General features: G+C 63.1%; 4 protein-coding genes. All 4 read left to right on the plus strand.

All coding sequences use genetic code 11. From position 1 onward, the window contains the following. Window positions 1–1,733, plus strand: a 1,733-nt coding sequence (locus WBB85_RS01395) for an FAD-dependent oxidoreductase (protein WP_432636837.1), incomplete at its 5' end; no start/stop codon positions are given. A 122-nt stretch (window positions 1,734–1,855) separates the two neighbouring features. Further along, on the plus strand, window positions 1,856–3,370 hold the full coding sequence (locus tag WBB85_RS01400) for a trimethylamine methyltransferase family protein (RefSeq protein WP_432636838.1): 1,515 nt from the start codon (window positions 1,856–1,858) through the stop codon (window positions 3,368–3,370). 34 nt (window positions 3,371–3,404) lie between these two features. Then, window positions 3,405–4,445, plus strand: coding sequence for a succinylglutamate desuccinylase/aspartoacylase family protein (locus tag WBB85_RS01405; protein WP_432636839.1), 1,041 nt, complete (start codon window positions 3,405–3,407; stop codon window positions 4,443–4,445). A 192-nt stretch (window positions 4,446–4,637) separates the two neighbouring features. Further along, window positions 4,638–5,310: FAD-dependent monooxygenase (locus tag WBB85_RS01410; RefSeq protein ID WP_432636840.1), on the plus strand; the 673-nt coding region annotated here is incomplete at its 3' end.

Below are 5,310 nucleotides of genomic sequence, written 5' to 3' on the forward strand. Positions count from 1 at the left end.
ACTATCTGGTGACCGAAACCCTGCCCGAGATTGCGGGCCTTGGCTTTGAACTGCCGCAGATCAACGACAATGAAACCGGCTGTTATGCGCGCCAGGAAGGGCAGGGCCTTCTGCTTGGCGCTTATGAACACACTTGCATCCATTGGGCCAAGGACGGCACGCCGCCGGATTTCGGGCATGAGCTTTTGCCCGACGACCTCTCGCGGATGGAGTGGAATTTCGGTAAATCGGTTGAGATCATGCCCTGCCTTGGTGAAGCCGGGGTCAAGCGGGTGATCAACGGGCCGATGATCTTTTCGCCCGACCTCGGCCCCCTGATCGGGCCGCATCCCTCCTTGCGCAACTACATCTGCGCCAATGGCGTGATGGCGGGTTTCAATCAGGGCGCGGGCATCGGCCGGGTTCTGGCCGAATGGATCATCGGCGGCGAGCCCGAGATCGACATGTCGCATTGGGATGTCGCCCGTTTCGGAGATTGGGCGAGCCAAAGCTATACCGAGGCGATGACCCGGTATTTCTACGAAAACCGTTCCGAAAAGGTCTTTCCTTATCAAAGCTTCGATGCCGCCCGCCCGCTGGCGATGTCACCGGTCCATGACCGTCTGGCCAAGGCGGGTGCGGTCTTTGGCACCGGCTTCGGGCGTGAGCATGCGACATGGTTCGCACCCAAAGGCACCGCGCCGAAAGACAGCCTGACCTACCGCCAGCCGAACTGGTGGGGGCCGGTCGCTGATGAAGGGCGGCATGTGCGCGCGGCGGTCGGGCTTTACGAATTCTCCGACATGGCGAAATTCGAGGTTTCGGGCCCGAATGCCGCCCGCTGGCTTGACCGGATCATGGCCAACCGCCTGCCGAAGCCGGGGCGGTTGTGCCTGTCGCCGATGCTGTCCGAAAAGGGCCGGGTGATCGGCGATTTCACCGTCTCAAACCTTGGCGACCGTTATCTGCTGATCGGCACCTATGCGCGGCAACTGGTCTATATGCGGCATTTCGCCGGATACCTGCCCGCCGAGGGGGTCACGCTTGCGAACCGCTCGGATGACCTTGCCGGCCTCTCCATCGCCGGACCAAAGGCGCAGGCGCTGATCGCGGGCCTTGCCGATGGCCCGATGGACAGTGCGGCCTTCCGCTTCATGGATGCGCGGCCCCTTACGCTTGCCGGGGTCGAAAATGTCACGGTTTTGCGCGTCTCTTATACCGGCGAGACGGGGTATGAGATGTATCTGCCCGCCGCCGATCAGCCGCGGCTTTTCGATGCGCTGAGGCAGGAAGGGGCGGCGCATGGGCTGGCTCTGGTCGGGCTGCGCAGCCTGATGATGCTGCGTCTGGAAAAAAGCTTTGCTGCCTGGGGAAGCGAGATCACCGCAGATTACTTCGCCCATGAATGCGGGATGATGGCGCATGTGGCGCTTGACAAGGGCGCGTTTGTCGGGCGCGAGGCTGCGCGCGGTTACGCCCCCCCGCGTGAACGCCCCATCACCCTGACGGTCGATGCCGGTGATTGTGCGATTTGGGGGGATGAGGCGATTTTCCTTGACGGAGCACCCGCCGGTTATGTGTCCTCGGGGGGCTGGGGGCCGGTGACGGGCAAGCATATCGCGCTTGGCTATGTGCGCCCCGATGCGTTCCAACCCAGCGGGCGATATGAGGTTGAGGTGCTGGGCAAGCTACGCCCGGCCGAATTGCACGAACGCCCGCTTTACGACCCCAGTGGGTCGAAGATGCGGGCCTGATGATGGGGGTGAAGATGGGATCGCAGATCGGGGGGCGGAAGGTGCAGATCATCCGCGCCGAAACCTGGGCGGGGGCGGGCCGGGGCTGACCCCGTCACCCCAAGAACCCTCAGAAGGAACCCATGTCCCGACGTTCCCGCCCCAATCGCTATACCGGCCTGCACCAGCGCCCCTTCGGCGAGGTCCGCAGCCCGTTCAAGCCGATGGAGGTTATCTCAGCCGATCAGGTCGAGGTGATCCATGTCAAAAGCCTTGCCGTCCTCAGTGAGATCGGGCTGAAGGTCGACAGCGCCGTGGCGCGCCAGCTTTTGCGCGCCGCAGGGGCCGATATCGATGAGGCCAGCCACCGCGTGCGCTTCGATCCGGCGATGGTCGAAGAGATGCTGACCGGCATCCCCGAAGGCTTTACCATCCATGCAAGGAACCAAGCCAAGTCCGTCCATGTCGGCGGTAATTCCCTGACCTTCGCCACGGTCTGCGGGCCCTCTTTCGTTTCAGACCTTGACCGGGGCCGCCGGGCAGGAACGCTGAAGGACATGCGCGATTTCGTAAAACTCTCGGCCTCGCTCAACATCTTCCATCACGAAGGCGGTGCCGGGTGCGAACCCTTGGAGCTGCCGCCCGAAACACGGCATCTCGACATGATGCTGGCGCAGACAACCCTTTGCGACAAGGGCTGGCAGCCCTGCTGGATGAACACCGCTGCCCGGGCCCGCGACTGCATCGAGATGGCGATGATCGCGCTTGGGACGGATGAGGCGGGCCTGCGCGCCCGGCCCGGCATTCTGGGCGGCGTCAACACCAACTCTCCGCTTCTTTTCGATGATGGACAGGCCGAGGCGGTGATTGAGTTTGCCCGTGCGGGGCAGCCTGTGCACATCACCCCCTTCACCCTTGCGGGCGCGATGAGCCCGGTCACCATCGGCGGATCGCTGGTTCAGCAGAATGCCGAGGCGTTGGCGGGGATCGTGCTGGGGCAGGCGGCCGCGCGCGGCGCGCCGGTCTTCTACGGCCATTTCACCTCGAACGTCGATATGCGCACCGGATCGCCCGCTTTCGGCACGCCGGAATATGCCAAATCCGTCATCGCCTCGGGCCAGATGGCGCGGCGCTACCGGCTGCCGATCCGTTCCTCCAACACCACCGCCTCGGCCTGCGTCGACCTTCAGGCGGCCTATGAAAGCGACATGTCGGTGATGGCCTGCATTCAGGGCCATATCAATGTGATGATGCATGCCGGTGGCTGGCTGGAAGGCGGGCTGACCTGTTCGTTCGAAAAGCTGATCCTCGATGCCGAGCTCTTGCAGATGCAGGCGGCCTTTCTTGATCCGCTTGACCTTTCGGATGCAGCAATCGGCATGGAGGCGATGGCCGAGGTTGGCCCCTCAGGGCATTTCTTCGGCACCGTGCATACGCTGGAACGCTATGAGACCGAATTCTACCAGCCGATGCTTTCGGACTGGCGCAACTATGAGACATGGCGCGATGATGGTGCCCGAACCGCGACCGAACGGGCGAACCGCATCTGGAAAGACCTGCTGGCCAGATATGAAAAACCGCCCATCGATCCGGGGGTTGAGGAGGCATTGGAGGCCTTTGTCGCCAGGCGCAAGGAAGCGATCGAAGCGGCGCGGTAAGGCCCGGACGCAGCCGACAGGAAGGAGACCACGGATGCTGAGTTTTGGACCGGTCCGGACCGACATGGATTTCGACAGTCCCGGCAAGCGGGCGGGCTTTGTCGATGTGGCGCATTCTGACAACCGGCTGGCCTTCAGCAGCATCCGCCTGCCGGTCGGGGTGATCCGGGGCGGTGCCGGGCCGACGGTGCTTCTGACTGCCGGAAATCACGGCGATGAATATGAGGGGCAGGCGATCCTGCACAGACTGATGCAGGGCCTGGCACCCGAAGACGTGCCGGGGCGGCTGATCCTGCTGCCCGCGCTGAACCTGCCTGCCGTGCTTGACCGGGCGCGGGTGTCGCCGCTCGATGGTGGCAATATGAACCGCGCGTTTCCCGGCGCTGCCGATGCCGGACCGACCAGTGCCATTGCCGGTTTTGTCGACCGCCATCTGATCCCGATCTCTGATGCGATACTAGATTTCCATTCCGGCGGCACGGCGACCGAATATGTCGATTGCGGGTTTCTTGGCCTCGGCGACAACCACGACCTGAACCATCAGTGCCTGCAACTTGCTGACTGGTTCGGTGCGCCCTTCACCATGCTCTGCCCACTCGACGGCAGTGGTGGCGATTTCGACACCGCCGCGCATCGGCAGGGGGTGCCGTTTCTGTCGTGCGAACTGGGCGGGATGGGGCGGTATTCCCCCGCCTCGTTCCGGATCGGCTGGAACGGCTGCCTGCGGGTGCTTCGCGCGCTGGGCTGCCTTGGTCCTGAGGCCGGGGGGGATGTGCCTGCGGCACCCGTGACCCGCTTCATCGATATCGGTCCGGGCGGTGTGCATCTGACCTCGGATCGCCACGGTCTGGCCGAGATCGACCTTGTGACGGGGCAGGGCGTGGTGGCGGGCGACACGATTGGCCGGATCCATGATCTGCATTGCTTCGGCACTGCCCCCGCGCCGCTCATCTGCCCGCGTGACGGCATTCTGGCGGTGCGGCGGCACAACCCTGTTGTCGCGCCGGGCGACCATTTGTGCCTGATCACCGAAGAGGTGTCGCGCGACACCCTGCGCGTCCGGATGGGTGACTGACGCCGGACATGGCGGGTTCGAAGGCCGTATTCATCCGCCGCGTGATACCCCGCCAGTGCCATGGTCGGATCGGAATTTGAACGAAGGCGTCCCCGTCCTGGCGGGTGTTGCCCGCCATTTGTGTCATAAATTTTAAACTTGAAATAATAACCGTCCGATGCCACGATCCGAAGGTGCGTCAGGGAGGGCGGCATGAAGGTTCTCTGCCTCGGAGGCGGCCCGGCGGGTCTTTACTTTGCGATCTCGATGAAGCTGCGCGATCCGTCGCATGAGGTGACCGTGCTGGAGCGCAACCGCGCCAATGACACCTTCGGCTGGGGCGTGGTCCTGTCGGATGATGCGCTGGAGCGGATGGGAAAGAACGACCCGCAATCGACCGAGGCGATCCGCGGCCATTTCGCCTATTGGGACGATATCGCGGTTGTCCATGACGGTCATCGCACCGTTTCCGGCGGGCATGGCTTTGCCGGGATCGGCCGCAGGCAGATGCTGATCATCCTGCAGGAGCGGGCGCGCGAGCTGGGCGTCGATCTGCGGTTTGAAACCGAGTTCGAAAGCGCCGAGGTCTACCGCCACGACTATGACCTCGTCGTCGCCTGCGATGGAATCAACTCCCGCGTCCGTACGGAATACGAAGGTATCTTCCGCCCCGATATCGACATCCGTCGCTGCAAGTTTGTCTGGCTCGGCACGCATCAGAAATTTGATGACGCGTTTACGTTTATTTTTGAGGAAACGGATAAGGGCTGGGTGTGGGCGCATGCCTATCAGTTTGATAATGATACCGCGACCTTCATCGTGGAATGCACGCAGGCCACCTATGACGCCTATGGCTTTGGCGAGATGAGCCAGCAAGACAGTATTG

Source organism: Albidovulum sp. (assembly GCF_049646345.1).
Taxonomy (GTDB): Bacteria; Pseudomonadota; Alphaproteobacteria; order Rhodobacterales; family Rhodobacteraceae; genus Albidovulum.